The following is a 26,340-nucleotide window of genomic DNA, read 5'->3' on the forward strand; positions in this document are numbered from 1 at the left end:
GTCACCCCTGCCGGGCGGCCACCATACAGGCCTCCCGCGCCAGGCGCACCCGCACCACGAAGTCGTCCAGGGCCGCGAACGCGCCCGGCTCACCCGGTAGCGGCGTCCGTGCCTGCGCCTCGTCCAACTCCGCGTGCAACGCGTCGATGTCCGCCCGCACCGAATCGGCTTCGACCAGGGCCGTACCGTGTTCGGCCTCCGCCTTGGCCGCGATCAGCTCGGGCAGATAGCCCGGGGCCTTCACCTCCCCGATGAGGGTGGGCAGATGCGCCTGCACCTGCCCGGTGCGCATCAGGTGGATGCCCGTGAGCAGCGCTCGGAAGGTGTAGAGCAGCGGCTTCAGCTCGCCGGAGTTGCCGAACAGGCGCCACTGGGTGCCCGCGAAGCCCCGATAGTGGTGCGCGTGGTGGCTGGTGAGCACGCCCGGTGCCAGCGCCACCAGTTCGGCGTGCTGCGGCGTCGTGTGGACGACCAGCGGTGACAGCAGCTGCTCCAGGACGTAGCCGTTGCGCCGCAGCATCAGACGTACGAACTTGCGCAGATCGTGCGTCACCAGGTCCAGCTCGGTGCCGTCCCGCTCCCATATCCGGGACCTGGTCTCCTCCGGCTCGCGCAGGCCCACGAGCCGGTCCACGGGCAGCACGTGGACGCCCCGCAGGTCGACATCGGAGTCCCGAGAGGGGAACCCGTACAGGTGCGCTCCGGAGACGGTGGCGAAGACCAGCCGGTCCGGCTGGTCGGCGACGACCGGGGCGAGGTCAAGGCTCAGGGCATCCAGCATGGATCAAGCATCCCAGAGCGCGCCCAGAGTCAGCAGTTCGCTTCGGTACTCGATGCGCTCCGCCCATTCCTTGGGCCAGGCGGCCGCCCCCAGATGTGCTCCGGCGAATGCCCCTGCGAGACAGGCGATCGAGTCGGAGTCGCCCCGGGTGCAGGCGGCCCGGCGCAGCGTCGCCAGCGGTCGGTCGGGGAAGAGGAGGAAGCAGTGCAGGGCGGTGGCGAGGGCTTCCTCGGCGATCCAGCCGTCACCGGTGGCGATGCACGGGTCGACCTCCGGGTTCGGCTCGCGCAGCGCCGATGCCAGGCGTTCCAGGACGGCGAGGCACTCGTCCCAGCCGCGCCGGATGAATTCCTCGGGGGTGGCGTCATGGGCGCGGGTCCACAGGTCGCCGAGCCAGCGGTGGTGGTAGCGGGAGCGGTTCTCGTACGCGTACGAGCGCAGTCGGCCGACCAGTCCGAGCGGTTCAGTGCCCTGGGAGAGCAGGAACACCGCGCGTGCCGTGAGGTCGGATGCGGCCAGTGCCGTGGGGTGGCCGTGGGTGAGGGCGGCCTGGAGCTGTGCCGCGCCCGCGCGCTGCCCCTCGCTGAGCCGGGGTACGAGTCCGACGGGCGCGACACGCATATTGGCGCCGCAGCCCTTGGAATCGATCCGGCTGGCGTCCTGCCACGGCCGGTCGCTGTCGAGCTTCTGGCAGGCGACCAGGCAGGTGCGGCCGGGGGCGCGGTTGTTCTCCGGTGAGTGGTACCAGTCCACGAACTCCTCGCGCACCGGCCGTGTCATCCGCAGTGGGTCGAGTGGTCCCCGGTCCATCGCGGTGCGTATCCCCCGGGCCAGGGCCAGCGTCATCTGCGTGTCGTCGGTGACGATCGCGGGCTTCGGCAGTTCCATCTCCCGCCAGGGCCCGCACTTGGCGAGGATCGCGGGCACATCGTTGAACTCGGTGGGGAAGCCGAGCGCGTCTCCGAGCGCCAGTCCGACCAGGGTGCCGGTGGCCGCCTGCTTGGCGGCGGTCCTCATCGTGGCCCCGTCGTTCGCGGACCTGTCATTCGCGGTCATCTCGTGCTCCTTCCGGTCGCAGCAGTGGGGGATGCAGGGCTTTCGCCGGCCCCGCGCGGTAGAGCGCGGCCGGCTTGCCCCGGCCGCCGGTCAGGCGTGCCCCGCCTGCCACCGCCTCGACGAAGCCCGGGGTGGCGAGGACCTTGCGTCGGAAGTTGGGCCGGTCGAGATCGACGCCCCAGACGGTCTCGTAGACCTGCCGCAGCTCGCCGAGGGTGAACTCGGCGGGGCAGAAGGCGGTGGCGAGGCAGGAGTATTCGAGCTTGGCGCCGATGCGGTGGTGGGCGTCGGCGAGGATGCGGTCGTGGTCGAAGGCGAGGGGGCTGTGGCCGCCCCAGGGGATCCACTGGGCGTGTGCGGCGTCGCCGCCGCCGTGCGGTTCCGGTAGGTCCGGGACGAGCGCGGCGTAGGCGACCGACACCACCCGCATCCTGGGGTCGCGGTCCGGTTCGCTGTACGTGCGCAGTTGTTCGAGGTGCAGTGCCGCGACGGTGGTCTCGGACAGCCCGGTCTCCTCGGCGAGTTCACGCCGGGCGGCCTGCCCCGCCGACTCCCTTGGCAGGATGAAGCCGCCCGGCAGAGCCCAGGCGCCCTTGTACGGGTCCTGGCCCCGCTCGATCAGCAGGACCTGGAGCCTGCCGTCCCGGACTGTGAAGACGGCGAGGTCGACGGTGACGGCGAAGGGCGGGAAGGCGTGCGGATCGTAGCCAGTCGGATCGTGGGCTCCGGACATGTGGTCACCGCCTTTCCGGGAGGGGATCGGCGAGCTGCCACCCGTCCGCGAGCACCGCGTCGACGGCCGCGAGTGCCGTGGCGAGGCGCTGATCAGGGGGCCCGCTCACGGTGAGGAACCGCCTCCCGGTGGCACTGAGCCGCTCGGCGAACCGTGCGGTCATCCAGGGCCCGCCGCGCTCCCTGAGTCGCGCGGAGAGCGCCCGGGCCAGGGTGGTGGTGCCGGTCGACTCGGCGCCCAGGACCACGATTCGGCGGGCGAGGGCCGCTCGTACGGGCGGCTCCAGGAAGTCCCAGCAGCCGACGGGGTCTTCGCGCACGGCGGTACCGGACACCGGGAAGACGGTGCGGTCGGGGTCCACGCAGACGGACTCGGCGCGGAAGCGGCGGGCGAGTTCGGTGCCGTACGGCTCCGAGGTGAAGACGGCGTCCACCCGGCGGGGTACGGCGGCGCGGAAGATGGCGATATGGGCGTCCCAGGTGGCGGGGTCGGTGGATTCGACGGGGATGTCGTCCACGGCGCCCACGACCTCCGTGTCCGGGTGGACCTCCCGCATCCATGCCACGCGGTCCCGGAGCGCTACCGACTCGACGGACGCGGCGCAGACGAGCACGGTGAGCCGCTCGCAGCGCTCGCGTGCGGTGCGCACCAGGTGGTGGTGCCCGGCGTGCGGCGGGTAGAACTTGCCGAGCACGAGCCCGTGTGCGTAGCGCTTCATGCCGCCGCCACCTCCATCGGGCGCCGCTGGTCAGCCTCCTCCTGGTCGCGCGACCAGGAGCGCAGCCCGCTCACACACAGCGCCAGGAAACCGGCGTAGAGCAGCGCGGTGAGGTAGAGCTCCTTGTACGCGTACAGCGGTACGTAGACCACGTCCGCGGCGATCCAAAGCCACCAGGACTCAAGCCGCTTGCGGCACTGGCCGTAAGTCGCCATGAGGGAGAGCGCAGTGGTCAGCGCGTCCCAGAAGGGGACGGCCGAGTCGGTGGCGCGGTCCAGGAGCAGGGTGAGGGCGAAGGTCGCCACCGCCCCCGCCGCGAGCAGCCATGCCCACTCGGTACGCGTCGTGCGGCGCACCGGGAGGGCACCCGAGCCTGGTCCACCCCCGTGGGTCCAGGTCCTCCAGCCGTATGCGGCGAGGGTGATGAAGACGACCTGGAGCGCCGCGTCGGCGTACAGGCCGGCCTGGGTGAACAGCAGGGTGAACAGCAGGTTGTTGGCGATGCCGACGGGCCAGTTGGCCATGTGCTGCCGGGCGACCAGCCAGACGCAGAGCGCACCGCTGCCAAAACCGAGCACCTCGGTCCAACCGACCGGCGTGTCGAGCAAGGTGAACAGCGGTCGCTGCAACGGTTCGAGCAGATCTGCCAGGCTCACAACCCATCCTCTTCTTAAGAGTCACTCTGACTATAAAGGGAGGGTGTGCTCACGACAAGCGGCACAGCGCCTCGACCCGTGGAGGGCGCGGGTCACCCACGGGCCGTATCGCCGCCTGTACGCAGTCAGTACGCTGATGCGGGTCCCGGAAAGGAATCACCAGGCATGGACAGGCCGCTGCTGCACCTGCGCTATCCGCGGCTCACCGCCACACTCCCGCATGTACCGCTCGGCCGAGGACCGACGCCGGTACGCGAACTGACCGGGCTCACCCGCGGGGTGGAGCTGTGGTGCAAGGACGAGAGCGGATACGGCTCGGGCGGCTGGGGCGGCAACAAGGTCCGCAAGCTGGAGTGGATCCTTCCCGACGTACGCCGCCGAGGGGCACGCACCGTCCTCACCGTGGGCGGAATCGGCACGAACTGGGGTCTGGCGACGGCCCTCTACGGCCGGGACCAGGGCCTGGACACCGCGCTGGCCCTGATCGACCAGCCGGTGGACGAACATGTGCGGGCGCAGCTGCGGCGTCTTCGGCGCTCGGGCGCCGCCCTGCACTTCACCCGTACCAAGTCACGCACCGTCGCAGCGGCCCCCTGGCTGTTCCTGCGGCATGCGCGCGGCGGACGGTTGCCGTACTTCCTGCCCGCGGGCGGCTCGGCTCCGGTCGGCACCGTCGGCTATGTCGAGGCCGCCTTCGAGCTCGCGGCACAGGTGACCGCGGGTGAACTCCCCGAGCCCGCGTATATCGTCACCGCTGTCGGCTCGGGGGGCACCGCGGCGGGCCTCGCGCTCGGCCTACGGCTCGCGGGACTCGAGCACACCCGGGTCGTGGGTGTGGTCGTCAACGACACCCTGCGGCTCGACGCGCCCGCCGTCGCATCGCTCGCCCGGCGGACCGAACGGCTGCTGCACCGGAGGGGTGCTGACCCTGCGCCGGTCGGGCTCACCCCGGACGATGTCACCATGGTGCGGGACTGGCTGGGCCCCGGCTACGGCCACAGCACCCCGGAGGCACTGACCGCGCTGCGGCTCGCCGCCGACCGGCAGTCCCGGCTCGGGCTCGAACCCGTCTACACGGCGAAGGCGCTGGCCGCGCTGATCGCCCTGGCGGACGAGGGCCGGTTCGGCGGCGGGCCCGTGCTGTTCCTCCAGACCCATGGGCCCCGGGACACGGACTGAGCTCACGAGCCCACGAGGACGCCTCGCAGGCGCCGAGCCTGCCGCACCACCCAAAGACCGGCACGTCACTGTCGCCGCACAGCTCTGCCGCCTCTCGGGCCGGCAGGCCGAGCGGCATCACGGTGGACTCCCCCGATCATGTGCCGAAACCATCCGGGGGTACTGACAGCGCGGACATCCGCGAGAACGCCCGCGAAGAGCGCCCGCCCCCTCAGCTGTTCGGGGGCGGACCCATTTCAGCGGCTCAGAGGCCGACTTCCTTCATCAGCATGCCGACCTCGGTGTTGGTCAGCCTGCGCAGCCAGCCCGACTTCTGGTCGCCCAGCGCGATCGGCCCGAACGCCGTGCGCACCAGCTTGTCGACCGGGAAGCCCGCCTCGGCGAGCATGCGGCGCACGATGTGCTTGCGGCCCTCGTGAAGGGTGACCTCGACCAGGTAGTTCTTGCCGATCTGCTCGACGACCCGGAAGTGGTCGGCACGGGCGTAGCCGTCTTCGAGCTGGATGCCGTCCTTGAGCCGCTTGCCCACCTCGCGCGGCAGAGGACCCTGGATGGCCGCGACATAGGTCTTCTTGACCCCGTACTTGGGGTGGGTGAGGCGGTGGGCCAGCTCGCCGTGGTTGGTGAGCAGGATGATGCCCTCGGTCTCGGTGTCGAGCCGGCCGACGTGGAAGAGCCGGGTCTCTCGGTTGGTGACGTAGTCACCGAGACACTGGCGGCCGTCCGGGTCCTCCATGGTGGAGACGACACCGGCGGGCTTGTTGAGCGCGAAGAACTGGTACGACTGCGTCGCGACCGTCAGCCCGTCGACCTTGATCTCGTCCTTCTCCGGATCGACCCGGAGACCCTGCTCGACCACGATGGAGCCGTTGACCTCGACCCGGGCGTCCTCGATCAGCTCCTCGCAGGCGCGCCGCGAGCCGTAGCCTGCCCGCGCCAGCACCTTCTGGAGGCGCTCGCCCTCCTGCTCGGCTCCCGGGAAGGTCTTGGGAGGCTTGATCTGCGGCTTGTCCGCGTAGCGCGCGCGGTTGCGCTCCTCCGTACGCGCCTCGTACTCACGGGAACGAGCCGGGGTGGTGCGGCCGCCACCGCGCTGCGGGGACTGCTTGGGGCCGCCCTTGGCGCCGCCCCTCGCGGCCGTGCCGCGGCCCTTGCGGGGGCCTTCGGACGCGGACGACCCGCCGACGTCGTAGCGGCGCTCCTCGGGACGGGGCTTGCCCGCGCGCTTCTTCTTGTCGTCGCGCCCTCCCCCGGCACTCGACCGGGAGGGGCCTCCGCCCGCCCCCCGGTAGTCACCGCGTCCGCTGCTGTTCCTGCCGCTGCTTCGCATCAAAGTTCCGTCGTCGTCGTGTCGTCATCGTCTGCGTCCGGAGCATCCGGATCGAACGACGGAACCCCTTCCAGGGTGTCGGCCTCGATCGCCTCCGCCTCCGGGAGGAACGGCGCGAGCTCGGGGAGCTCGTCCAGGCCGCGCAGGCCCATCCGCTCCAGGAAGTGGTTCGTCGTCCTGTACAGGATCGCACCTGTTTCGGGTTCCGCGCCCGCCTCCTCCACCAGACCGCGCTGAAGCAGGGTGCGCATCACACCGTCGCAGTTCACTCCGCGCACCGCCGAGACACGGGACCGACTCACCGGCTGGCGGTAGGCGACCACCGCGAGGGTCTCCAGCGCGGCCTGGGTCAGCCGCGCCTGCTGCCCGTCGAGCACGAAGCGCTCGACCGCGGCGGCGTGCTCCGGCCGGGTGTAGTAGCGCCAGCCGCCCGCCACCAGCCGCAGCTCGAAGCCCCGCCCCTGGACGGTGTACTCGTCGGCGAGCTCCCGCAGGGCGTCCGCGACCTCCCTGCGGGAGCGTTCCAGCACTTTGGCCAGGTGTTCCTCGGTGGCCGGCTCGTCGACCACCATCAGGACCGCCTCCAGGGCGGGCTTCAGAGGCGGCTCGGGGCCATCGGCGTCCGGAGCCGGATCCGCCTTCGGTCCCGCGCCGGTGTCCCGGCCCATGTCCATGCCGGAGTCCGTGCCGGTGTCCGGGTACGTGCCTGCGCTCGGGTCCACGTCGCTCACGCCCTCTCCCCCACGATCTCGGGATCGCGGTCGAACTCGTCGGTGACATGTGCGGCGGAGTCACCACCCGCCCAGGTGACGATGAGCTCCCCCAGGGCGTCCCCCTGGTCCAGGACGACGGCCTTGTCACGATAGAGCTCCAGCAGCGCGAGGAAGCGGGCGACCACGGTGAGGGTGTCCTCGACACCGTCCGTCAGCTCGCGGAACGTGGCCTTTCCGCGCTCCCTCAGCATGGCCACCACCAGCTCGCCCTGCTCCCGCACGCTCACCAGCGGCGCGTGGACGTGGTCCACGTAGATCTGGGGCTTCGGCTTGGGCTGCATCGCCTTGACGGCCAGCTTGGCGAAGCCTTCCGCGCCGATGCTGATCACGACGTCGGGGAGTAGTTCGGCATGATGGTCCTCAAGGCCCACCGTCCGGGGATGGCGTCTGCCCTCCTCCTCCAGCCGCTCGTGGAAGATCTCCGCGATCTGCTTGTAGGCGCGGTACTGCAGCAGCCGTGCGAACAGCAGGTCGCGGGCCTCCAGCAGGGCCAGGTCGGCCTCGTCCTCGACCTCGGCCGCGGGCAGCAGCCGGGCCGCCTTCAGATCGAGCAGGGTCGCGGCGACCACGAGGAACTCGGTGGTCTGGTCGAGGTCCCAGTCCGGTCCCATGGCTCGGATATGGGCCATGAACTCGTCGGTGACCTTGGACAGGGCGACCTCGGTCACATCCAGCTTGTGCTTGGAGATCAGCTGGAGGAGCAGATCGAAGGGGCCTTCGAAATTGGCGAGGCGCACGGTGAAGCGTCCGTCGTCAGCCGCCTCGGCCCGCTGCTCATCGGCCCCACCGGCCTCGGTCCCGGACTCATCGGCCACAGCCCCGGCCTGCCCGGTTTCGTCCTGCGCGGCAGCTTGCCGCCCATCACCGGAAACGGCTGCCACGGCGCCGGCGCCTGAGCTGTCCACTGTCACCCCCGGAGCCTCACCCACCAGGGCCCTACCCTGCGACACCGCCGCCGCGGCGGGCTCATCCGGCTCCGGCGACCGTGCCGGGCGCGGCTCCGGCTGCTCTTCCTCCGGCGGTGCCACCGGTCGCACCGCCCCGGACGCACCCGGGCCGCGGCCCAGCACACGGCGCGGGGTGTGCGGAGCGGGGGCGGCGGGTTCGTCGGATGGGGCCATGGTGGTTCAGGCGTCCAGGGTGTCCAGGGTGCGGAAAAGATGCGGGCGCGCGCAGGCTACCCCGTCAGCGACCGCGTAGCCGCCGCACGAGGATGCTCGCGTCGCCTCGGGACTCCAGGTCCGCCAGTACGACGGCGACCGCCTCGCGCACGATGCGGCCGCGGTCGACGGCGAGCCCGTGCTCCCCGCGCAGGACCAGACGCGCGTGCTCCAGGTCCATCAGCTCTTCGGCCGAGACATAGACGGTGATCTTCTCGTCGTGGCGCTCACGGCCGCTGGGACGCCGGTTGGCGGTGCGCCCACGGCGCCTGGGCGCCGCCCCCGTGGCGGGGGCGGCAGCGGCTGCGGGGCGCGCCTTGCCCTGGGCCGCGGAGACCGACTGGGCCGCCTGGCCCGGCTGCGCCGACGGCGCGATGTCGCCGTCCGCGCCTGCTCCCCGGCTGCGCGGTACAGCCGTCTCGGCCTCCTCCGCCGCCGGGGAGTGCTCCTCTCCCGCCGCGGAGGCCGCGCCGGTCGGGACGGGAGCGCCGGAGGCCGACGGCCCGTCCGCCGAGGACGCGGGTGCCGGCACCCGCGTCTCCCCGTTGGCCGCGCTCGCCCCCCGCCTCGGGGACGACGGCTGAAGCCCCGTGCCCCCGGTCGTACGGAACAGCTCATCGGCTCCGGGCAGACTCACTCGGCGTGACACCGGGCGAGCACCTCCCTGGCGAGCTGGCGATAGGCGGCGGCACCGACCGAGTTGCTGGCGTAGGTGGTGATGGGTTCGCCGGCGACCGTGGTCTCCGGGAACCGCACCGTGCGCCCGATGACCGTGTGGTAGACGTGGTCGTCAAATGCCTCGACGACACGCGCCAGCACCTCACGACTGTGGACCGTGCGCGAGTCGTACATCGTGGCGAGGATACCGTCGAGCTCCAGCTCGGGGTTGAGCCGCTCCTGCACCTTCTCGATGGTCTCCGTCAGCAGCGCGACACCGCGAAGCGCGAAGAACTCGCATTCCAGCGGCACGATCACCTTGTGAGCTGCCGTCAGGGCGTTGACCGTGAGCAGGCCGAGCGAGGGCTGGCAGTCGATGACGATGTAGTCGTAGTCCTGCAGCAGCGGCTTCAGGGCGCGCTGGAGCGTCGACTCGCGGGCCACCTCGCTCACCAACTGCACTTCGGCGGCGGAGAGGTCGATGTTGCTCGGCAGCAGGTCCATGTTGGGCACCGCTGTCTTGAGCAGCACCTCGTCGGCGGCCATCCCCCGCTCCATGAGCAGGTTGTAGACCGTGAGGTCGAGCTCCATCGGGTTCACGCCGAGACCGACCGACAGGGCTCCCTGCGGGTCGAAGTCGACGAGCAGGACACGCCGTCCGTACTCCGCAAGTGCCGCGCCCAGGTTGATGGTCGACGTCGTCTTGCCGACGCCGCCCTTCTGGTTGCACATCGCGATGATCTTCGCGGGGCCGTGGTCCGTCAGCGGGCCCGGGATCGGGAAGTAGGGCAGCGGCCGCCCGGTGGGGCCGATCCGCTCACGGCGCTGGCGGGCCGCGTCGGGCGCGAGCGTGGCCGCGTACTCGGGGTCGGGCTCGTATTCGGCGTCTGGGTCGTAGAAGTGCCCCTCGGGCACCTCGTCGTAGTCGGCGAAGTGGGTGGACTCTCGGCCACTCTCGTTGCCGGCCGTGGCGTTCACGTGTTGGCCGTCCATCATCTTCATCGTGTGGGCTGTCGTCGTCGTGTGCTGGTCGGTCGCGAAGGTACGGACAGCGACGGAGCCGACAGCTTCGTGCCCGGACGCAGCACCCTGGTCCAGGGCCGGGGGCGTCCCCGCGCCCGCCTGGCGCGGTGGGTGGATTCCCGCGTGACCACCCCCGGGAGAAAATGTCGACTCATTCACAAGTCGTCTTACCTCCTTGGACGTGACCAGGAAACTTTATCGATAGGTCAGCGTGGCACCATGCCGACGGTTGGCGACTCTATGGCGTGTCACCGCTCCGCAGCAACACAATCCACCGGACCCGGCCCGATGTGTCGGCATCCGAACCCCTCCATGTCAAGGGTGCACGGCACCCGTCCCACCACTTCTCACAGCTGTGCGAAACCGCTGGAGCGTTGCGTTCGAGGCGAGTTGGGCGTCATCGCGGCGTGTCCGGACACACATCCGGCCGAACCCTTTTCATCAAGGTCCGGCCGGATGTGTGATGTTGACGACCCGTATTGACGTATTGGTCGCTCTTGTCGCCTGCTTGGCACTCTCGGGGTCGACCGAGGCTCGGCCCCTGACCAGCTCCTGATCAGCCGAGGAGGGTGCCGAGCTCCACCGACTCGAGGCCGTGCGCCTGGGCGACTTCCCTGTAAACAACCTGGCCCTCATGGACGTTGAGCCCCTTGGCCAGCGCGGGGTCGCGGCGCAGCGCCTCGACCCAGCCGTTGTTCGCGAGCGACACCACGTACGGGAGTGTGGCGTTGGTGAGCGCGTTGGTCGATGTGCTGGGCACAGCGCCAGGCATGTTGGCGACGCAGTAGAAGACCGAGCTGTGGACCATGAAGGTCGGCTCGGCGTGGGTGGTCGCACGGGAGTCCTCGAAGCAGCCGCCCTGGTCGATCGCGATGTCGACAAGGACACTTCCCGGCTTCATACGGGAGACCAGCTCGTTGGTGACCAGCTTCGGCGCCTTGGCGCCGGGGATGAGCACCGCACCGATGACGAGGTCGGCGTCGAGGACGGCCTTCTCCAGCTCGTAGGAATTGGACATGACGGCCTTGACCTTGGTACCGAAGATCCGGTCGGCCTCGCGCAGCTTGTTGATGTCGCGGTCCAGCAGGGTCACGTCGAAGCCCATGCCGACGGCGATCTGCGTGGCGTTCCAGCCGGAGACCCCGCCACCGATGACCACGACCTTGGCGGGAGTGACACCCGGGACCCCACCCGGCAGCACACCGCGGCCGCCCACCGGGCGCATCAGGTGGTAGGCGCCGACCTGCGGGGCGAGCCGGCCCGCCACCTCGGACATCGGGGCGAGCAGCGGCAGGGCGCGGTTGGGCAGCTCGACCGTCTCGTAGGCGATCGCGGTGGTGCCGGACTCGACGAGTGCGTCCGTGCACTCCTTGGAGGCGGCCAGGTGCAGGTAGGTGAAGAGGATCTGGCCCTTGCGGAGGCGGTGGTACTCCTCCGCGATGGGCTCCTTGACTTTCAGCACCATGTCGGCGACGGCCCAGACCTCGTCGGCGGTGGGCAGGATCTGCGCGCCTGCCGCGACGAACTCCTCGTTCGTGATCGAGGAGCCCAGACCGGCGTTCACCTCGATGACGACCTGATGGCCGTTGCGGACGAGCTCGTGCACTCCGGCGGGGGTGATGGCCACCCGGAACTCGTTGTTCTTGACCTCGCGGGGGATGCCGACCTTCACGTCGATCACGGTCCTTGGCTCAGGGGAATCTCAGGGAGATATGTCGTGCAATTCCATAGTTACCCGGATACGCACGGCGCACCGAGAGAGACCGGAGCGACGCCCGGCAGAGCCAGTCTAATGAAGGAGTTCTCGCTGTCTAGCCTTGCAATGCAAAATCTTCTGACCAGACCACTACGGATTTCGCAGGCCAGCGACCTCCGTTTCCAGGAGCTGCTCCGCGGTAGAGCGATGCAGCCTGGCCGCGGCGGGATCGCCTAGTCGATCGAACGTGTCGGCCAGTCTGAGCTGGAGGGCCGCCTGCAACCGCACGTTCCCTGCCTGACGCGCGCAGGCCACGGCCTCCTCGCAGGTGCGCAGCGCCTCCCGGGGTCTGCCCGCGTACTCCTGGACCCGTGCCACCTCGCTCAACGCCCGTGCATGACCGGAAAGATCACCGAGCCGTCGGTATCCGGCCGCCGCCGCCCGCCAACCGCGCAGTGCGTCCCCGTAGCGCCCCGCGTAGGTGTGCACGGCGCCGAGGCGTCCGTACAGCCTGGTCCCGTCGGCGAGCTCCCCCCTCGCCAGCCGCTGCGAGAGCGCGCGTCCGTACCAGTCGGCGGCCCGCTCCCAGTCCCCCAGCTCCTGGTAGGCGCCTGCCACGGATTCCATCGCCCTGCCCATGGCATAGGGGTCGTTCGCCCGTCGCCCGGCCTCCAGGGCGGACCGGTAGCGGGCCAGAGCTGCGTCCTTGCGCCCCATCCCCGCGTCGAGGTCGGCGAGGTTCAGCAGCGCGGCGGCCTGCTCGCGATGGAGCCCACGGCGTTCGGCCATCTCCAGGACGAGCAGATGGAGCTCGTAGAGCTCGGGCGCGGCGCCCTCCGTCCCCCAGTGGGCTACCAGCGCTCTGACCAGGGCCGCGATCAGCCGTCTGGCCAGGGTGTCCAGATCCCCGTCCGCGACGGCGAGCCGCGCGGCGCCTGACAGCGCGTGGCGGCGGGCCGCCAGCCAGGACTCCGCCACTTCCGGCTCGCTGAAGCGCAGGGTGCGCGGCAGACCGGCGAGTCTGCGGCGGGCCTCGGAGCCTTCGGGTTCGGTGCTGGCACGGCAGGCGTGCAGCAGCCGTACGGTCCGCTCCAGCATCCGGGCGCGGGCGAGCTCGATCTCGGCGGGCCGATCGCACGCGTTCATCGCCTCGCGCAGCAGCGGGACGAGGCAGCCGGGCACCTCGTACAGTTCGTCGTCCGGCCCGTTGCCTCCGCGGGGCCCCTCCTCCTCCGGCGTACCGTCCCGCACCACCCGCAGCAGCCCCAGCGAGGCGAAGTCCGCCAGCGCGAGACCCGCGTCCGCGAACGAGCAGCCGGCCAGTGCGGAGGCCGTGTTCGGGTCCACGAGCCCGGTCGGTGCGAGTGTCAGCAGCCGCAGCATCCGCGCAGCCGACGCCGGCAGCGATTCATGGACCAGCCGGAACGCCTTGGCCACCGGCCTGGCACCGACGGGCTGTTCGGGATCGTCCGGCAGCCCGCGCAGCCTCTTGGCCGCATCGGCAACCGAGGCATTGGGCCTGGCGGCCAGCCAGCCGCCGGCCAGCACCATCGCCGCAGGCTGGCCACCGCACTGCTCGACCAGGGACTCAGCCGCCTGCGGGTCCACGGTGATCCGCACCTCGCCGGTGAAGCGGCCCAGCAGCTCGATCGCCGACTTCGGGTCCATGCCGCCGACGGTGCAGGGCCGTACGTCCGCGATCCCGGTGAGCGGGCCCTGGGCGACGGCGACGACCAGGCAGTCGGGGTCGTCGGGGATGAGCGGATCGACCTGCCCGGCGTCGCGGGCGTCGTCCAGCAGCAGCAGGCAGCGCCGCTCCGCGAGCGCGTCCCGGACCAGCCCGGTGAGCTCGTCCTCGTCCGCTCCGGGACGCGGGGTGACCCCGAGTTCGCCCAGCAGGTCGCGTACGGTGCGCTCGGTGGGCACGGCGTCTCCCGCAGGCTCCGCGAGGCGGGCCCTCAGCACTCCGCCGGGGTAGTCGCCGGCCAGTTGCCTGACCAGCTCGTCGGCGAGGGTGCTGCGTCCCGAGCCGGGGCGCCCGGCGACCAGCAGCACCCTGGCACGTGGCGCCTTGCGTCCCGATAGGGTGTCCAGACCGGCCCGTTCGATATCGGCCCTCAGCGACTTCAACTCACGCTGGCGTCCGATGAATTGCCCTCTGGCACCGCCTCCGGTCCCGCTCGCTGCCGACTCCGCCACCGGCTCCTGTTCCGATGACGCCGAGCTCCCGGGCGAAGGGCCTTCCGGCGAAGGACCGTTCACTTCCACGCCTGCTCCCTCATGGGCCACGCTCCAGTCCGCCGCTGAACGAGCCGAACCCACCGGAGGTTCCCCGGATGGGCGCTCCGAGCGTAGATCAGCCGTCTGCCGGACTTCGGGGAGCGCTGCGGCGCGTGCGCCCGGTTCCCTCGATCGGATCAGCCGATCGTCCCACCGGGCGCCCCCGCCGGAAGTCACTCTAAGGGCTTGCAGGGAATCAAGGCGTTGCTTTCCTGCAAGCCCTTAGGCCTCGAACGGCCGCGCGGGCCACGGCGCCTCGGCGGGACGCAGCGCGTCCACCCCGTCGCCCGCCAGCGCGGCGGCGAGCGAGAGCACGCCCACGGCCAGGCAGTTGTTGTGCAGCTCCCCAGCGAGTACCCCGCGCACGAGTTCCTCGAGCGGCACCCGGGCCAGCTCCATGTCGGCCTCCTCGTGGGAGACCCGGAAGCGTTCGCCCTCGGCCTCGGAGAGGTCGCGGGCGAGGAAGACCCGTACCGCCTCGTCGCAGCCGCCCGGCGTGGTGTACACGTCGACCAGCACCCGCCAGTCGGCGGCCTTGACGTGCGCCTCCTCGTACAGCTCGCGCTGTGCCGCGGTCAGCGGGTTCTCCCCCGGCACATCGAGCAGGCCGGCCGGGATCTCCCACAGCTTCTGCCGCACGGGGTGCCGGTACTGGCGCAGCACCAGGACCCTGCCCGACTCGTCCAGGGCGAGCGCCGCCACGGAGCCGGGGTGGACCTGGTAGTCGCGGCGCGCGACCGAACCGTCGGGCATGACCACGTCGTCGGTCCGAACGCTTGTCTTGTTGCCCTTGAACGGGACCGCGGTCGCCGTGACCCGCCACTCCTCAGGGGTGTCCTTGATGGTCGTGGTCATATGCCGTCCTCTCCACACACCGGAACCGGGGTACGGGGCCTGTTCCGGCCCGCACCCCGGTCCACGTTAGTTCTTCCGCCGCTGCCGGCTCTCAGCTACTTGCCCGCCGTACCCTTGGCGGCCTCTTCCCGGCGTCGTACGGCGGCCTTGACCAGTCCGGCGAACAGCGGGTGGGGGCGGGTGGGGCGGGAGCGGAGCTCCGGGTGGGCCTGGGTGGCGACCAGGTAGGGGTGCACCTCCCGGGGGTATTCGACGTACTCGACGAGCTTGTTGTCCGGGGAGGTACCCGAGAAGACGATGCCCGCCTTCTTCTCCAGCTCCGCGCGGTAGGCGTTGTTGACCTCGTACCGGTGACGGTGGCGCTCCTCCACGTACGGCTGGCCGTCGTAGACCTCGCGTACGATCGAGCCGTCGGCGAGCTTGGCCGGGTAGAGCCCGAGCCGCATGGTGCCGCCGAGGTCGCCCGCGCCCTCCACATAGGCGAGCTGCTCCTCCATCGTGGAGACGACGGGGTGGGCGGTGGTGGCGTCGAACTCCGTGGAGTTGGCCTCGGGGATCCCGGCCAGGTTGCGCGCGGCCTCGATCACGATGCACTGCAAGCCCAGGCACAGCCCGAGCAGCGGGATCCTGTTCTCACGCGCGTACCGGATCGCGCCGACCTTGCCGCTGACCCCGCGGTCGCCGAAACCACCGGGAATGCAGATCGCGTCCACGTCACCGAGCTGCTTGGCGGCGCCCGCCTGCGTCTTGCAGTCGTCCGATGCGACCCACTTGACCTTGACCCGGGCGCGGTTGGCGAAACCACCGGCCCGCAGCGCCTCGGTCACGGACAGGTAGGCGTCCGGCAGATCGATGTACTTGCCGACCAGGGCCACACTGATCTCGTGGTCCGGATTGTGCACGCGGTCCAGCAGGTCGTCCCAGGTCGTCCAGTCGACGTCGCGGAACGGCAGGTCCAGCTTGCGCACCACATAGGCGTCCAGGCCCTCGGTGTGCAGCACCTTGGGGATGTCGTAGATCGACTTGGCGTCGATCGCCGCGACCACGGCGGCCTCGTCCACGTCGCACATCAGCGAGATCTTGCGCTTGATCGCGGTCGGCACGTCCCGGTCGGCGCGCAGCACGATCGCGTCCGGCTGGATACCGATGTTCCGCAGCGCGGCCACCGAGTGCTGGGTCGGCTTGGTCTTCAGTTCCCCCGACGGGCCGATGTAGGGCAGCAGCGAGATGTGCACCACAAAGACGTTGTCCCGGCCGACCTCGTGGCGGACCTGCCGGACCGTCTCCAGGAACGGCAGCGACTCGATGTCACCGACCGTGCCGCCGACCTCGGTGATCACGACATCCACGTCGTCCGTGGCCATCCGGCGGATACGGTGCTTGATCTCGTTGGTGATGTGCGGGATGACCTGCACCGTGTCGCCCAGGTACTCGCCGCGCCGCTCCTTGGCGATCACCTGCGAGTACACCTGGCCGGTGGTGACGTTCGCGGAACCGTCCAGGTCGACGTCGAGGAAGCGCTCATAGTGGCCGATGTCCAGGTCGGTCTCGGCGCCGTCGTTGGTGACGAACACCTCACCGTGCTGGAACGGGTTCATCGTGCCCGGGTCGACGTTCAGATACGGGTCGAGCTTTTGCATCGTGACCCGCAGGCCACGGGCTTTCAGCAGCGCGCCCAGGCTGGAGGCCGTCAAGCCCTTGCCGAGGGAGGAGGCGACACCCCCGGTGACGAAAATGTGCTTGGTCGTCGTGTTCGAGGATCGAGCCGGCATGGCCAAGAGGGGGCTCCCGTGGTCGCGAGTTGTCGTGCGTACCGGCGATCCCGCTGCGGAGATCCGGAGATTTCCAGGGGTGCCGTCGCTGCGGTTCGGGGGCCGCCGTTCATGCGAGGAGCCCACCGGTCCACGGGCTACCAGGGTATCAGCGCCACAGGGAGACTGCTTCCGGCCACACGGGGCATGATGGCTCTCACGGGCCTCTCCGGGTTCACCCACCGCTCACTCGTTCGGCGGCACCGGATTGCCGGGAGCTTCGCGCGGATCAGGGGGCCGCGTCGTATTCTGCTCGGACACTTGATTCGGAATGTCGCTCCCGAGCAAGCCGGCGATTGGCACCACCTCCGCCCTTCTCCCGGAACAAGAGCTCGTCAATGACCGATTGACCGATTGACACCCTTGACCGCAGCTGACACCAGCTACCAGCAGCAAGAGCACAGAGCCACGCAAGGCGGACGTGGCCGTTCGACTGGAGATCCATTGGCCGGGCGCATCGAGGATTACGCACTCATCGGGGACATGCAGACCGCTGCCCTGGTCTGCCGGGACGGCACGGTCGACTGGCTGTGCCTGCCCCGTTTCGACTCGCATGCCGTCTTCGCCGGGCTCCTCGGCACCGAGGAGCACGGCTTCTGGCGCCTCGGGCCCGCGTATCCGGGCGAAACCGAGCCCCCCGCGGCCGACCGCCGGAGATACCGGGGCGACTCGCTGATCCTGGAATCGGAGTGGGACACCCCACGCGGCACGGTCCGTGTGACGGATTTCATGCCGCCGCGTGACGGTGCGCCCCAACTGATCCGGATCGTCGAGGGTGTCAGCGGCCGTGTCCCGATGCGCTCGTCCCTGCGGATGCGGTTCAGCTACGGTCGGGTCGTGCCCTGGGTGCACAAGGTCGACAACCGTACGGTCGCCGTCGCGGGTCCCGACTCGGTCTGGCTGGACACGCCGGCGGAGACCTACGGCAAGGACCTGACGACGTACTCGGACTTCACCGTCTCCCCCGGTGACCGGATCGCCTTCACCATCAGCTGGCAGCCCTCGCACCGCGAGCCACCGGCGCTTCCCGACCCCGAGGGCTCGCTGGACGCCACCGAGGACTTCTGGCGCGAGTGGGTCGACCACTGCACGTACCACGGCCCCTACCGGGAGTCCGTCGTCCGCTCGCTGATCACCCTGAAGGCCCTGACCTACGCCCCCACCGGCGGCATCGTCGCCGCGCCCACCACCTCCCTGCCGGAGGAGATCGGCGGGGTACGGAACTGGGACTACCGCTACACCTGGCTGCGGGACGCGGCGATCACCCTGTCGTCGCTGCTGCGCACCGGCTACCGGGAAGAGGCCCGGGCCTGGCGCGAGTGGCTGCTGCGGGCGGTCGCGGGCGACCCGGAGAACCTCCAGATCATGTACGGGATCGCGGGTGAACGCGAACTGGGCGAGGCGGAACTGGACTGGCTGCCCGGTTACGAGGGCTCCGTCCCGGTCCGGGTGGGCAACGGCGCCGCGAACCAGCTCCAGCTGGACGTCTACGGCGAGGTCACCGAGGCGCTGCATCTGGCGCATATGACCGGTCTGTCCCGCAACGACTACGCCTCCGTGCTCCAGCTGAAGCTGATCCAGTACCTGGAGGACCACTGGGACCAGCCCGACGAGGGCATCTGGGAGGTCCGCGGGCCGCGCCGCCACTTCGTGCACTCCAAGGTGATGGCGTGGGTGGCCGTGGACCGCACGATCAAGCTGATCGAGTCGGGGGACGCGGACGGGCCGCTGGAGCGCTGGCGTGAGCTGCGCGACGAGATCCACCGCGATGTCTGCGAGAAGGGCTACGACAAGGAGCGGAACACCTTCACGCAGTCCTACGGCTCCAAGGAGCTCGACGCCTCGCTGCTGCTGATCCCGCAGATGGGCTTTCTGCCACCGGACGACAAGCGCGTCATCGGCACGATCGAGGCGATCCAGCGTGAGCTCTCCACTCCGGACGGTTTCGTGCTGCGCTATCCGACGGCAGGCGACGAGGCCGGAGTCGATGGGCTCGAAGGCGACGAGGGCGCCTTTCTCGCCTGCTCGTTCTGGCTGGCCGACGACCTGGCGATGATCGGCCGGGTGGACGAGGCCCGCAGGCTCTTCGAGAAGCTGCTGTCGCTGCGCAACGACCTCGGGCTGCTCGCCGAGGAGTGGGATCCGCGGCTCCAGCGCCAGGTGGGCAACTTCCCGCAGGCCTTCAGCCATGTCCCGTTGATCGACACGGCGCTACGGCTGACCGCCTCCGGCGCGTACGGGGGCTGACGGCGACGGCGCCGGTTGGTCGGCCCGCGAGCAGGCCGGGATGGGCGCTGCGCTTGATGGGCGCTGGGCTTGATGTGCGGGGCAGGACCGCTCATACCTACGATGAGAAGGTCCTGTCCGCGCCCCGGAAGGGGACATCATGACAGCGCCCCATCCCGCAGCTGTCGCCACTCTGGACGAGCTGCGTCAGACCGTGTCGGGCGAGGTGATCGCTCCGGGCGAGTCGGCCTATGACGAGGCCCGCACACTGTTCAACGCGATGATCGACCGGCGTCCGGGGGTGATCGTCCAGTGTGAGTCCCCCGCCGACGTGGCGGCGGCGATACGCTTCGGCCGGGAGCACGATCTGGAGATCGCCGTACGCGGCGGCGGCCACAGCGTCGCAGGCCTCGGGACCACCGACGGCGGTCTGGTGGTCGACCTACGCCGGATGCATGCCGTCACGGTGGACCCGGAGAGCCGCACGGCCCGGGTCGGCGGCGGAGCCACCATGAGCCATCTGGACCGGGCCACCGAACCGTTCGGCCTCGCCACCACCGGAGGCCGGGTTTCCACCACCGGCGTGGGCGGCTTCACCCTCGGCGGCGGATCCGGCTGGCTTGAGCGCAAGTTCGGGCTGGCCTGCGACAATCTGGTCGCCGCGGACCTGGTGACCGCCGAAGGCACCGAGATCCATGTCGACGCCGAGGCATACCCGGAGCTGTTCTGGGCGCTGCACGGCGGCGGTGGCAACTTCGGGGTCGCCACCTCGCTGACCCTGAGGCTGCACCCGATGCCGGCCGCATCCGTCGCGATGCTGTTCTTCCCCGCCGCCCGCGGGGCGGAGATCCTCCCGGTCTACCGCGATGTGCTGACGGGCGCCCCCGACGAACTGGGCGGCGGCTTCATCTACCTCACCGGGCCGCCCGAGGACTTCATGCCCGAGCACCTGGTGGACCGGGCCGTCGCGCTGGTGCTGCTCACCTACGCGGGCAAGGAAGCCGAGTTGCGCGGGGCGGCGGGTCCGCTGCTGGGCCTCGGGCATGAGGCGGAGCTCATCACGGAGCTTCCGTACGCCGAGCTCCAGTGCATGATCGACGACCCGCCTGGACTGCGCAACTACTGGTCGGCTGAGTACCTCGACGCCTTGCCGGCCGAAGCCGTCGACGCCTTCTGCGCCCGTGCCGAGTCGATGATCGTGCCATCGAACTCCCAGCACATCCTGTTCCCGATGGGCGGGGCGCTCGCCCGCGACGACTCCGACTACCCGCTGCCGTGGCGGTCCGCCCAGTGGGCCGTGCATCCGTTCGGGATCTGGAGCGAAGCCGCCGACGACGAGCGGGGCAAGCAGTGGGTACGTGATGTCCGGTCCGCCGTCGAACCCTGGTCGCTCGGCATGACGTACCTCAACTTCATCGGCCTGGAAGGCCCGGAGCGGGTGGTGGCCGGTGTCGGCGCCGCGAACTACCGGCGGCTCGCCGCGGTCAAGAAGCAGTACGACCCCGACAACGTGTTCCACCTGAACCACAACGTGAAACCGGGCTGACCCACGGCCCGGCACGGCAGTTGTCCGGCAAACTTTCGCCCAGGTAGCGTCCCCGCAATGGAAACACAGGGCGGTATCACCGTGCAGCGGGCGCTCGAGCTGCCCGCGCTCCGCAGCGGACTTCCCGAAGTGGTGGCCGGTGCCGACCGGCTGAGTCAGACCGTTCGCTGGGTTCACGCCGGTGAGGTGCCGAACATCGCCTCGCTGCTCAAGGGCGGGGAACTGCTGCTGACGACGGGCCTCGGCCTGGGTTCCCGCCCCGCTGAGCAGCGCGCCTTCGTACGGCGGCTCGCCGACCGCGGGGTCGCGGCGCTGGTGGTGGAACTGGGCTCGCGCTTCCCCCGGCTGCCCGTCGCGGTCGTCGACGCGGCGTCCGCGGCCGGGCTGCCCCTGATCCAGCTGCATCGCGAGGTGGCGTTCGTCTCGGTGACGGAGGAGGTCCACACCGAGATCGTCAATCTGCACTACGCCCTGCTCCAGCGGGCCGACGAGGTGCACCGGCGGTGCACCCAGGCGTTGCTCGGCGGCGGCGGAATCCCCCAGGTGCTCAGGATCCTCGCGGACTTCACCGCCAACCCGGTGTTCCTGGAGACCTCGGACGGACAGCTGTTGTACGCCGCTGAGAGCGGCTCAGGGCCGTCCGCCGCCGACCCGCTCCAGGTATGGGAGGGTCTGCGCGGCCAGCGTGCCGCCCGGGAGTCAGGACCGCCCGCCGGCACCGCCGTGGTGGATGTGCCGGGCGGCGGCCCCGGCGCCGGGGCGGTGCGCGCCCGGCTCGTCGCGCCGGCTGTCACCACCCCGCTGCTGCCGGTGCACCTGATGGCGCTGGAACGGGCGGCCGGGGTACTCGCCGTGGTCCTGATGCAGGCACGCCAGGAGGAGGAGTTGGCGGCGCGCGGCCGTGGTGACTTCCTCACCGATCTCGCCGAGGGGCGCATCTCCCCGGACGACGCACCGGAGCAGGCCCGGGTGCTGGGCTTCAAGTGCGCCGACGGCCCCCTGCTGCCGGTGGTGATGCGGCTTGCCCCCGAGCTGTCCCCCTCGGGCAACTGGTCGGTCCTGGCCCGCGCGGTGCTGGAGGGGCTGTCGTCCGTGGGCGTCCCGGCGCTGCTCGGGGTAAGGCCCGTCGAGGGCCGTGTTCCCCTGCTCGTCGGTCTGCGCACGGAGTCGGAACGCGCGGCCGTAGCCGACCGGGTGTCGGCGGCACTGCGCGCCGGTCTGAAACGGGCGGGCATGGAACGGCCGGAGCGGGCCGGGGCCCATCCGCCGGTGGTGGTCGTCGGCGTCGCCGGGGGCTGGGGCGCAGCCTCCGCCGGGCTGCGCCATGCGGCCGAGACCGCGGCGGCGGCACTCGGCCTCCCCGACCGCCCCTGGTACGACGCGCGCCGCCTCGACATCGACCTGCTGCTGTGGCGGCTGCGGGACCACCCGGACCTGGCGGCGTTCGTCGACCGGGCGATCGGCCCGCTGCGGGAACACGACCGAGCCTCACGCCCGCCGCTGCTGCCCACGCTGGAGACATATCTGGCGCACACCGGCCGCAAGGCGGAGACGGCACGCGAACTGCACCTGAACCGTCAGACGCTGTACAACCGGCTGGCCAGGATCGAGGAGTTGCTGGGCACGGATCTGGACGACCCGCAGACCGTGCTGGCCCTGTCCCTCGCACTACGGGCGCGCCGCCATCTGCCCTGAGACGCCGCGTCGGCATCCGCCGCCCCCGGGCAGGGTATGCGTCGGCGACACACACGCCCGCGCGCAACAGGGCACCACGGCTCGGCGGGAGCTCATCGCGCGAGCCCGGCCATCAGGACGATGCCGCCGCACGACGCGGTGCGGCGAACTCGTCATAGACGCTGAGGATCTGCGCGATGGTCTCGTCTTCCGTCGGCCAGGTGGCCGCCTGCGCGCGCCCCGCCGCCGCCAGCCGGTATCGGGCGGAAGGGTCGGCCAGCAGGGCGGTGACGGCCGTGGAAAGGGCTCCCGGGTCGCCGTAGGGCACCAGCGCCGCCGCGTCGCCGACGAGCTCGGGAACCCCGCCGACGCGGGTGGCAACAAGTGGTACACCCAGGCGTAGGGCTTCCTGAGCGAGCAGGGAGCGCGCCTCCCAGCTGCTGGGGAGCAGCGCGATATCGGCGGCCGCGAGCAGGTCGGTGATGTCGTCGCGGCGGCCGATGAGCCGGACCGGGAGCGTTTCGGCCTCGATCCGGCTTTGCAGCGAGGCGCGTTCGCGGCCCTCGCCCGCGATCACGACCAGCGGCAGCGGGTCGAGCCCGCGCCAGTCCCGGGCCGCGTCCAACAGCATGTCGTACCCGCGGCCGGGCTCCAGCCTGCCCACCGCCACGAGCAACGGGCGGTCGACGGCGCCCAGATCCGCCCGTGCCTTGTGCTCGGCCCGGTCGTCCAAAGCCGTGTGCCCCGGCGCGGTCACCGGGGAGAGCCGGGCGTCGCGGGCACCCCGCTCCCGCGCCCGGTCGACCAGCTCGGACGAAGTGGCCAGCACGACCGCTGCCGACCGCACCGCCCTGCGCTCCATCAGCCGCAGCATCCGGCCCTTGGCACCGTCGGCGAGCGAGCGGGTGTGCCAGGTGACGACGAGCGGCACTCGGCGCTGTCGGCCGATGGCGAGCCCGGCTCGCAGGGCGGCGTTCACTCCGTGCGCGTGCACCACGTCGGCACTCGCGCACACGGCTCTGAGCGCTCCGACCGAGGCGGGGTCGCTACGCGGCGGCACCGGCACGAAGTGCGCACCCGTGCCGAGGAAGTCGTAGTCGTGCTCCAGTGAGGCGGGGGCGCAGACGGTCACCCGCACTCCCCGAGCCACCAGCCCGCCGGCCAGTGATCTGACATGAGCGCTACTGCCCGCGCTGCCGCCGCCCAGCACCTGGACCGTACGCAGCTGTGTCACGCCCCAAGGATGCCAGCCCGTACGCACGTTCCGGCACCGCCGGAGCGGCAATCCCCTGCCCGACGTGGCAACTCCTTCACCGGGTTCACTCACATGGGTGAGCTTGCGAGCTCGGTGATCCGATCGCCGTACACCGCGGCGGCGATCAGTCCCGCCGCATGGACGGCCAGTCCGGCTCGGCCGCTGCCCGCGGCGATGGCGGCCCCGACAGCCGCGCCGAGCGCGTGTGCTCCCGCGTCGCCCAGCATCGTGCTCTCGCCCAGCTCATCGCCCGCCACGGCCGACACGGCCCCCATCGGGGCAGCGGCGAGCGGCCCCCGCAGGAGCCCCGGAGCGCCCAGTGCGAGCACAGTGAGTACGGCGCGCCCGGGACGTACGTCCACGAGGTTCACCAGATGCGCCGTACCCGCGATCACCACACCCGCGAGCACCTTGTCGAAGGGACGCTCCTTCATCCGCGTCCCGGCGAGCAGACCGGCGGTCCCGATCCCGAGCAGCTTCACAGCCCCGCTGGTGATCTCCCCCTCCCTCAGAGAGGTGAGATGAGCCCTGAAGCCGCGCCGCTCGTCGCCCGCGACATCGTCGTAGGCCCCGCACGCGCCGGCAGCCAGCACCGCGGCGGCTGCTGACGGCGCGCCTGCCGCCAGCACACCTGCGGCGGCGCCCACCGCCACAGCGGGCCCGGCGCACAGATCGACCGTGCGCCCGGCGTAGTTGGTGCGCTCCCAGCGCGCGTCCCCGCCGGTACGCGTCCGAAGCGCGCGGTATACAAGACGAGTGCCGCACACGGCGACGGCAAGTGCGGCAACTCTGCTCGGCGTTCCCATGATCGCCAGCCTAGGGCGTGTGGCGAAAGTCCCTCCTGACCCGCGGCGTCTGGCACGCACGCTCGCTGCGTTGTCGGAGTCATCCACGTACGTCCAGTACGAGGATGATCCTCCGCCTTGCGATCGCACGCACCAGACGCCGCAGGCCCCGCCCTGCGGGCGGACGGAGCTACTTTCGCAACACGCCCTAGGCGTGGTACGGGTACTGACGGCAGGGTGTCCGCCGCGTCACGAACCGCCCGGGCCCGGGAGCCCTCACGCTTCCGAACGCGCAGCCGCCAGCAACTCCTCCGCATGCGCTCGGGCCGTCTCCGAGTCCTCCTGGCCCGCCAGCATCCGCGACAGTTCGCGCACCCGGTCCTCGCCTTCCAACACCGTGACCCCGGACCGGGTCACGGAGCCGTCGTCGGTCTTCTCCACCAGCAGCTGCCGGTCCGCGAAGGCCGCCACCTGCGGCAGGTGCGTGACCACCACGACCTGTGCGGTCCTGGCCAGCTTCGCCAGCCGTCGACCGATCTCGACCGCGGCCTTGCCGCCCACGCCCGCGTCGACCTCGTCGAAGAGATAGGTCGGCACGGGGTCGGTACCCGCGAAGACGACCTCCACCGCCAGCATCACCCGGGACAGTTCACCACCCGAGGCGCCCTTGGCGATCGGCCTCGGCTGTGCTCCCGGGTGCGGCGCGAGCAGCAGTTCGACCTCGTCCGCGCCCGCAGAGGTGTACGCCACGGGCCGGCCACCCACCTCGATACCGTCCGGGTCGTCGGACTGGCGGATGTCGATCGTCACCCGCGCGTGTGGCATCGCCAGGTGCGTCAGCTCGGCAGTGACGGCCTCGGCGAACCGTGCCGCCGCCTCCGTACGCGCGTCGGTCAGCGCCTGGGCGAGACCGGACAGTTCGGCGCGCAGCGCGTCACGCTCGGCCGTGAGCTCGCCGATACGGTCGTCGTCGCCGTCCAGCTCGTCAAGCCGCCTGGTGCTCTCCTCCGCCCAGGCCAGCACACCGTCGATGTCCGCACCGTACTTGCGGGTCAGTCCGGTGAGCGCGGCCCGCCGCTCCTCGACCACGGTCAGCCTCAGCGGGTCGGCGTCCAGGTTGTCGGCGTACCCGGCGAGCTCGCCCGCCACGTCGGCGAGCAGGATAGAAATCTCGCCCATGCGGTCGGCGAGCGCGGCGAGCGCCGGGTCATGGGACCGTACGGCGTCCAGGGCCCGTCCGGCCCCCGCGACCAGAGTGGTGGCGTCGACGGACTCGGGATCCTCCGGATTGCCTGTGAGCGCCGCGTGCGCCACCGAGGCGGCAGACGCGAGTGCCTCGGCGTGGCCGAGACGTTCGGCCTCGGCGGCCAGTTCGACGTCCTCGCCCTCGCGCGGCTCGACACCGGCGATCTCGTCGAGACCGAAGCGCAGCAGATCCGCTTCCTGGGCACGCTCACGGGCGCGTGTGGTCAGTTCGTCCAGTTCGGTGGACACGGCCTTGAGGCGCCGGTAGGCGGCGAGGTACTTGGCGTGCGGTCCGGACACGGCGTCACCGGCGTACCGGTCCAGTGCCTGGCGCTGCCGGGCCGCCTTGAGCAGCCCCTGCTGGTCGGTCTGCCCGTGCACGGCGACCAGTTCATCGGCCAGCTCCATGAGCATCCCGACCGGCACCGAGCGTCCGCCGAGGTGGGCGCGTGAGCGGCCTTCGGCGGAGATCGTCCGGCTGATGAGCAGCGCGCCCTCGTCCAGCTCGGCTCCGGCCTCCTCGGCCCGCACGACCGCGGGCGTGCCGACGGGCAGGGCGACCCGCCCCTCGACGACCGCCGACTTGGCGCCGATCCGCACCAGGGCGGGATCGGCGCGCCCGCCGAGCAGCAGTCCCAGACTGGTGACGACCATGGTCTTGCCCGCGCCGGTCTCTCCGGTCACCGCCGTGAATCCGGGCGAAAGCTCGACAACAGCGTCGTCGATGACCCCGAGCGACCGTATCCGCATCTCCTCCAACACGGACCTGACCATACGAGGTTTTGCCCGTGCTGTGCGACGCGGCCCCACCCGACCGGGGAAGGCGCAGCTCGTTACTTGTGCGCGGGTCAGTCGTTGGCCGGACCGCTCCGGGAACGGAGCGGCCTCGCCGCCGCCCGAG

The 26,340-nt window shown here is 71.0% G+C and carries 21 protein-coding genes; 4 read left to right on the forward strand and 17 right to left on the reverse strand.

Annotated elements, in window-relative coordinates:
• Position 1: 1 nt before the first annotated feature.
• Genes V1460_RS24005 through pnuC form a run of 5 tightly spaced genes read right to left on the reverse strand, consistent with a single transcriptional unit; the run spans position 2 to position 3,944 of the window.
• Entirely contained in the window at positions 2 to 781 is a 780-nt protein-coding gene (locus V1460_RS24005; protein ID WP_338675685.1) for a DNA polymerase beta superfamily protein, read from the reverse strand.
• 3 nt (positions 782 to 784) lie between these two features.
• Complete coding sequence (locus V1460_RS24010; RefSeq protein WP_338675686.1) at positions 785 to 1,837, reverse strand: ADP-ribosylglycohydrolase family protein; 1,053 nt, start codon at positions 1,835 to 1,837, stop codon at positions 785 to 787.
• The gene (locus V1460_RS24015; protein ID WP_338675687.1) at positions 1,824 to 2,570 is read right to left on the reverse strand and encodes an NUDIX domain-containing protein; all 747 of its coding nucleotides are present in this window, start codon (positions 2,568 to 2,570) and stop codon (positions 1,824 to 1,826) included. Before V1460_RS24015 ends, V1460_RS24010 begins: the two co-directional genes overlap by 14 nt.
• 4 nt (positions 2,571 to 2,574) lie before the next feature.
• Entirely contained in the window at positions 2,575 to 3,288 is a 714-nt protein-coding gene (locus V1460_RS24020; protein ID WP_338675688.1) for an adenylyltransferase/cytidyltransferase family protein, read from the reverse strand.
• Positions 3,285 to 3,944, reverse strand: a complete 660-nt coding sequence (pnuC, locus tag V1460_RS24025) for a nicotinamide riboside transporter PnuC (RefSeq protein ID WP_338675689.1) — start codon at positions 3,942 to 3,944, stop codon at positions 3,285 to 3,287. Before pnuC ends, V1460_RS24020 begins: the two co-directional genes overlap by 4 nt.
• A 165-nt stretch (positions 3,945 to 4,109) precedes the next feature.
• Here pnuC and V1460_RS24030 point away from each other — a divergent pair, with 165 nt between their 5' ends.
• On the forward strand, positions 4,110 to 5,123 hold the full coding sequence (locus V1460_RS24030; RefSeq protein WP_338675690.1) for a pyridoxal-phosphate dependent enzyme: 1,014 nt from the start codon (positions 4,110 to 4,112) through the stop codon (positions 5,121 to 5,123).
• A gap of 244 nt (positions 5,124 to 5,367) precedes the next feature.
• Here the strand turns inward: V1460_RS24030 and V1460_RS24035 are convergent, their stop codons facing one another.
• The 9 genes from V1460_RS24035 to V1460_RS24075 form a co-directional block, all read right to left on the reverse strand.
• Positions 5,368 to 6,453, reverse strand: a complete 1,086-nt coding sequence (locus V1460_RS24035) for a pseudouridine synthase (protein ID WP_338675691.1) — start codon at positions 6,451 to 6,453, stop codon at positions 5,368 to 5,370.
• Complete coding sequence (gene scpB, locus V1460_RS24040; RefSeq protein ID WP_338678177.1) at positions 6,453 to 7,121, reverse strand: SMC-Scp complex subunit ScpB; 669 nt, start codon at positions 7,119 to 7,121, stop codon at positions 6,453 to 6,455. Before scpB ends, V1460_RS24035 begins: the two co-directional genes overlap by 1 nt.
• Before the next feature lie 59 nt (positions 7,122 to 7,180).
• Positions 7,181 to 8,347 (reverse strand): segregation/condensation protein A, encoded by a 1,167-nt coding sequence (locus V1460_RS24045; RefSeq protein WP_338675692.1) that lies wholly within the window; start codon positions 8,345 to 8,347, stop codon positions 7,181 to 7,183.
• 64 nt (positions 8,348 to 8,411) lie between these two features.
• Positions 8,412 to 9,035 carry a hypothetical protein gene (locus V1460_RS24050; RefSeq protein WP_338675693.1) on the reverse strand — a complete coding sequence of 208 codons (624 nt, stop codon included), beginning with the start codon at positions 9,033 to 9,035 and terminating at the stop codon, positions 8,412 to 8,414.
• On the reverse strand, positions 9,020 to 10,045 hold the full coding sequence (locus V1460_RS24055) for a ParA family protein (protein ID WP_407077515.1): 1,026 nt from the start codon (positions 10,043 to 10,045) through the stop codon (positions 9,020 to 9,022). The genes V1460_RS24050 and V1460_RS24055 overlap by 16 nt, the downstream gene beginning before the upstream one ends.
• A gap of 577 nt (positions 10,046 to 10,622) precedes the next feature.
• A complete protein-coding gene (gene ald, locus V1460_RS24060) occupies positions 10,623 to 11,738 on the reverse strand; it encodes an alanine dehydrogenase (protein ID WP_338678180.1) in 1,116 nt (371 codons plus the stop codon).
• Positions 11,739 to 11,912: 174 nt separating this feature from the next.
• Complete coding sequence (locus tag V1460_RS24065) at positions 11,913 to 13,961, reverse strand: tetratricopeptide repeat protein (RefSeq protein WP_338675694.1); 2,049 nt, start codon at positions 13,959 to 13,961, stop codon at positions 11,913 to 11,915.
• A 303-nt stretch (positions 13,962 to 14,264) separates the two neighbouring features.
• Positions 14,265 to 14,897, reverse strand: a complete 633-nt coding sequence (locus V1460_RS24070) for an NUDIX hydrolase (protein ID WP_338675695.1) — start codon at positions 14,895 to 14,897, stop codon at positions 14,265 to 14,267.
• Between the two features lie 95 nt (positions 14,898 to 14,992).
• The gene (locus V1460_RS24075; RefSeq protein ID WP_338675696.1) at positions 14,993 to 16,669 is read right to left on the reverse strand and encodes a CTP synthase; all 1,677 of its coding nucleotides are present in this window, start codon (positions 16,667 to 16,669) and stop codon (positions 14,993 to 14,995) included.
• 483 nt (positions 16,670 to 17,152) lie between these two features.
• On the opposite strand from V1460_RS24075, the gene V1460_RS24080 reads away from it, so the two are divergent.
• From V1460_RS24080 to V1460_RS24090, 3 genes are all read left to right on the forward strand, one after another.
• Positions 17,153 to 18,955: a glycoside hydrolase family 15 protein gene (locus V1460_RS24080; RefSeq protein WP_338675697.1), complete on the forward strand. Its 1,803-nt coding sequence runs from the start codon at positions 17,153 to 17,155 to the stop codon at positions 18,953 to 18,955.
• 139 nt (positions 18,956 to 19,094) lie between these two features.
• The gene (locus V1460_RS24085; protein ID WP_338675698.1) at positions 19,095 to 20,480 is read left to right on the forward strand and encodes an FAD-binding oxidoreductase; all 1,386 of its coding nucleotides are present in this window, start codon (positions 19,095 to 19,097) and stop codon (positions 20,478 to 20,480) included.
• 57 nt (positions 20,481 to 20,537) lie between these two features.
• The gene (locus tag V1460_RS24090) at positions 20,538 to 22,175 is read left to right on the forward strand and encodes a PucR family transcriptional regulator (protein ID WP_338675699.1); all 1,638 of its coding nucleotides are present in this window, start codon (positions 20,538 to 20,540) and stop codon (positions 22,173 to 22,175) included.
• A 112-nt stretch (positions 22,176 to 22,287) separates the two neighbouring features.
• Here V1460_RS24090 and V1460_RS24095 read toward each other — a convergent pair whose 3' ends face one another.
• The 3 genes from V1460_RS24095 to recN all read right to left on the reverse strand — a co-directional run bounded on the left by V1460_RS24095 (position 22,288) and on the right by recN (position 26,213).
• On the reverse strand, positions 22,288 to 23,388 hold the full coding sequence (locus V1460_RS24095) for a glycosyltransferase family 4 protein (protein WP_338675700.1): 1,101 nt from the start codon (positions 23,386 to 23,388) through the stop codon (positions 22,288 to 22,290).
• Between the two features lie 89 nt (positions 23,389 to 23,477).
• Complete coding sequence (locus tag V1460_RS24100) at positions 23,478 to 24,215, reverse strand: hypothetical protein (protein ID WP_338675701.1); 738 nt, start codon at positions 24,213 to 24,215, stop codon at positions 23,478 to 23,480.
• A gap of 255 nt (positions 24,216 to 24,470) precedes the next feature.
• Positions 24,471 to 26,213 carry a DNA repair protein RecN gene (recN, locus tag V1460_RS24105; RefSeq protein ID WP_338675702.1) on the reverse strand — a complete coding sequence of 581 codons (1,743 nt, stop codon included), beginning with the start codon at positions 26,211 to 26,213 and terminating at the stop codon, positions 24,471 to 24,473.
• Between the last annotated feature and the right edge of the window lie 127 nt (positions 26,214 to 26,340).

Origin of the sequence: Streptomyces sp. SCSIO 30461, assembly GCF_037023745.1 — a bacterium.
Taxonomy (GTDB): Bacteria; Actinomycetota; Actinomycetes; order Streptomycetales; family Streptomycetaceae; genus Streptomyces.

Excerpts from the sequence above, each read along its gene's own strand:
- V1460_RS24005 (WP_338675685.1), bottom strand. The coding sequence starts at position 781 with ATGCTGGATGCCCTGAGCCTTGACCTCGCCCCGGTCGTCGCCGACCAG.
- V1460_RS24010 (WP_338675686.1), bottom strand. The coding sequence starts at position 1,837 with ATGACCGCGAATGACAGGTCCGCGAACGACGGGGCCACGATGAGGACC.
- V1460_RS24015 (WP_338675687.1), bottom strand. The coding sequence starts at position 2,570 with ATGTCCGGAGCCCACGATCCGACTGGCTACGATCCGCACGCCTTCCCG.
- V1460_RS24020 (WP_338675688.1), bottom strand. The coding sequence starts at position 3,288 with ATGAAGCGCTACGCACACGGGCTCGTGCTCGGCAAGTTCTACCCGCCG.
- V1460_RS24030 (WP_338675690.1), top strand. The coding sequence starts at position 4,110 with ATGGACAGGCCGCTGCTGCACCTGCGCTATCCGCGGCTCACCGCCACA.
- V1460_RS24035 (WP_338675691.1), bottom strand. The coding sequence starts at position 6,453 with ATGCGAAGCAGCGGCAGGAACAGCAGCGGACGCGGTGACTACCGGGGG.
- scpB (WP_338678177.1), bottom strand. The coding sequence starts at position 7,121 with ATGGGCCGGGACACCGGCGCGGGACCGAAGGCGGATCCGGCTCCGGAC.
- V1460_RS24045 (WP_338675692.1), bottom strand. The coding sequence starts at position 8,347 with ATGGCCCCATCCGACGAACCCGCCGCCCCCGCTCCGCACACCCCGCGC.
- V1460_RS24055 (WP_407077515.1), bottom strand. The coding sequence starts at position 10,045 with ATGAAGATGATGGACGGCCAACACGTGAACGCCACGGCCGGCAACGAG.
- V1460_RS24070 (WP_338675695.1), bottom strand. The coding sequence starts at position 14,897 with ATGACCACGACCATCAAGGACACCCCTGAGGAGTGGCGGGTCACGGCG.
- V1460_RS24075 (WP_338675696.1), bottom strand. The coding sequence starts at position 16,669 with ATGCCGGCTCGATCCTCGAACACGACGACCAAGCACATTTTCGTCACC.
- V1460_RS24085 (WP_338675698.1), top strand. The coding sequence starts at position 19,095 with ATGACAGCGCCCCATCCCGCAGCTGTCGCCACTCTGGACGAGCTGCGT.
- V1460_RS24090 (WP_338675699.1), top strand. The coding sequence starts at position 20,538 with ATGGAAACACAGGGCGGTATCACCGTGCAGCGGGCGCTCGAGCTGCCC.
- V1460_RS24100 (WP_338675701.1), bottom strand. The coding sequence starts at position 24,215 with ATGGGAACGCCGAGCAGAGTTGCCGCACTTGCCGTCGCCGTGTGCGGC.
- recN (WP_338675702.1), bottom strand. The coding sequence starts at position 26,213 with ATGGTCAGGTCCGTGTTGGAGGAGATGCGGATACGGTCGCTCGGGGTC.